Source organism: Leptolyngbya sp. FACHB-671, from assembly GCF_014695745.1.
GTDB lineage: Bacteria > Cyanobacteriota > Cyanobacteriia > Elainellales > Elainellaceae > JAAUTN01.
Genome location: NZ_JACJOV010000075.1, coordinates 1 through 1556, shown reverse-complemented (window position 1 = coordinate 1556; position 1556 = coordinate 1). Strand labels below are relative to the sequence as shown.

Below are 1556 nucleotides of genomic sequence, written 5' to 3'. Positions count from 1 at the left end.
GAAGAGTGTTCCGTTACCTCTCAACCCCAGCTTAGGTACACGAATCAGTTTCTAAGAGGGCTGAAATTCAAGGTTCAGTTGACTGGCGATGGATACTACGATGCCCTTGTTCCGCAGTTCCCCTAAAGCTTTGTAGAGGTTGCCATCACTCAGTTCCCATCTTTCACAAAAGGCTTCGACATCAACGGAGGGGTTGAGCTTCCCAGGAAAGTCAATTTGCAGCGCGAAAAAGACATAATCGCGATCGCTGGTTAGCAGCTTCAAGCTCCGGATACGAATTAGCTCTTCTCGGTCGAGCAGATAGCCAGCAGAGGGTGAGACAAGTGTAGATTGAGCCATAGGATAAGTACTTTTGTACTAAAGCATTGCACAAGGACTTTACTGCTGGCAAGTAAAAGTAAAGATTGACATGAGTTGGAGAAGGGTGGTTCAGTCTTATTCCAAATAATTTACAGATCTAAATGGCTTGGAATAACGGCAAACCATGTCTATTGATGATATTGGAGTAAATCTAGTTCCCTTCACATCCAAGTGTCGGGTTCAGGGGTACTGTTTCTGCGCGTTCAGAAGTTGACGTTCTAAAATCCGAGTTGGGGTATTAAACATCAAGAGTTTCGCTGTTGCCCGACCAGCTGATGTCATGCCCTCGATCCTGCCATTATTTAGCTTGAAGTGCTCTACCCAGGTTTGTTTCCGGGGATGGAAGAGTGAAGTGATTTTGTTAGTGGCAGGATCAAATGTAGCTATATCTGTTCCTTTATGCCGATTGCAAGAGAGGCAGGACAAAGCCAAGTTATCAGCCGTTGTTGGACCGCCATGCTTCTGAGCAATGATGTGGTCTACCTCATGGGTATAAATGGAGAAATCTTGATGGAGCAGGCAATACTCGCACCGTCCTTGAGCGCGATCGCTTACCACTTGGCGCAGGTCAGCAGGAATTTTGGCTGATGTCATTGATCTGCAGCAATTCTTCCAGAATTTTGCTGCGCGCCAAGTGCACGAGCCTTCATCAGGATCATGAGGTGTTCAAGTTGCTCGTAGACATCAAGCTCAGCAACCTCAGAAACAGTCAGAGTGTTCTCCCGATTCTTGTCCAAAAGGAGTCGCAAGCGCTCTTGAGCTTCAGGTGAGACCTTGAAAGCAATAATGTCCTGTGGAGTTGGGCTAGTAATGAGGAAATCGAGAACTTCGATGTAGGCTTGAGGAATTTCTTGCAAGTTGGCTGTGGCGATCGCCAGTGGCTCAGCAGATGGGTTGGTTGACACCAGAAGTTGGCTGAGCAGCTCAGGCAACCGACTCCGCAAAGGCTCTAACTTGATTGCCAATTCGTCGGGGATTTGAATCGTAAGTTCAGCCATCAAAACAACCTCCGACCAGTTCTTTCAACCATTCTACTCCTCACCTACAGAAGTCCGATCTGACTTGTGAAATGGTTTGTGTCCTCACAAACCATTTAGATTAGTTTAGAAGGGACCAGATTTCTCCCACCATCTCTTGCTGCAGCGGGGATGCCACATAGTTTAATAGATTTCGGGTATCGTCACAGGCAAAGGTTA

The 1556-nt window shown here is 46.9% G+C and carries 3 protein-coding genes; all 3 read right to left on the bottom strand.

The features are described 5' to 3' along the window. Positions 1-51: 51 nt before the first annotated feature. The gene (locus H6F93_RS09450; protein WP_190680222.1) at positions 52-339 is read right to left on the bottom strand and encodes a hypothetical protein; all 288 of its coding nucleotides are present in this window, start codon (positions 337-339) and stop codon (positions 52-54) included. A 201-nt stretch (positions 340-540) separates the two neighbouring features. Further along, the gene (locus H6F93_RS09445) at positions 541-954 is read right to left on the bottom strand and encodes an HNH endonuclease (RefSeq protein WP_190680221.1); all 414 of its coding nucleotides are present in this window, start codon (positions 952-954) and stop codon (positions 541-543) included. Continuing rightward, complete coding sequence (locus H6F93_RS09440) at positions 951-1358, bottom strand: nitroreductase family protein (RefSeq protein WP_190680220.1); 408 nt, start codon at positions 1356-1358, stop codon at positions 951-953. Before H6F93_RS09440 ends, H6F93_RS09445 begins: the two co-directional genes overlap by 4 nt. Positions 1359-1556 lie beyond the last annotated feature (198 nt).

Bases quoted from the DNA above. Each gene is read 5' to 3' on its own strand.
- H6F93_RS09450 (WP_190680222.1), bottom strand. From the start codon at position 339: ATGGCTCAATCTACACTTGTCTCACCCTCTGCTGGCTATCTGCTCGAC.
- H6F93_RS09445 (WP_190680221.1), bottom strand. From the start codon at position 954: ATGACATCAGCCAAAATTCCTGCTGACCTGCGCCAAGTGGTAAGCGAT.
- H6F93_RS09440 (WP_190680220.1), bottom strand. From the start codon at position 1,358: ATGGCTGAACTTACGATTCAAATCCCCGACGAATTGGCAATCAAGTTA.